General features: G+C 54.7%; 1 protein-coding gene. It reads left to right on the forward strand.

The window, feature by feature from the left end; genetic code table 11:
- Window positions 1-184: 184 nt before the first annotated feature.
- Entirely contained in the window at window positions 185-499 is a 315-nt protein-coding gene (locus AB4Z23_RS28125; protein WP_112651819.1) for a putative quinol monooxygenase, read from the forward strand.
- Window positions 500-536: the final 37 nt, after the last annotated feature.

The following is a 536-nucleotide window of genomic DNA, read 5'->3' on the forward strand; positions in this document are numbered from 1 at the left end:
CGCCACGAGTTGGCAATAGGTTTCTAACTTCTGAGCCGTATTCGGGCGGCTTTTCCATTTATGGAACCTGTAGAATCGGGCAAGCCGCGCAGAGAAGCGTTCTACCGCCTTCGTGCCGAGGTCGTGCATGTTTGTCTCATGGACAACCATTTGGCTGCCTCTCAAAAACGATGAGGAGAGAACCATGACGAAACTTACAAACATAGCTTTCATGCGAGCAAAGCAGGGAAGCGCCGATGTGCTCGGCGATTGGCTCAATCGGCTGGCCGAGCCAAGCCGTAGCGAGCCAGGCTGCATCAATTATGATGTCCATCGTTCGCTCGACGAGCCTGACGTCTGGTGCGTCTACGAGAACTGGCGCAGCAAGCAGGATCTGGACGCACATTTCGAAACGCCTCACATGAGACAGTTCGTGGATGCCGTCCCCACCATGATCCACGGCGTGCTTGATCTCCATTATCTGGCAATGACCACGGAGCAAGCTTATGCGCCGAGATGAACGACGCGCAATGATAGCAGCGTCGATCCTCCTTGGT

Source organism: Agrobacterium sp. MCAB5, assembly GCF_052114365.1.
GTDB classification, from domain to species: domain Bacteria; phylum Pseudomonadota; class Alphaproteobacteria; order Rhizobiales; family Rhizobiaceae; genus Agrobacterium; species Agrobacterium tumefaciens.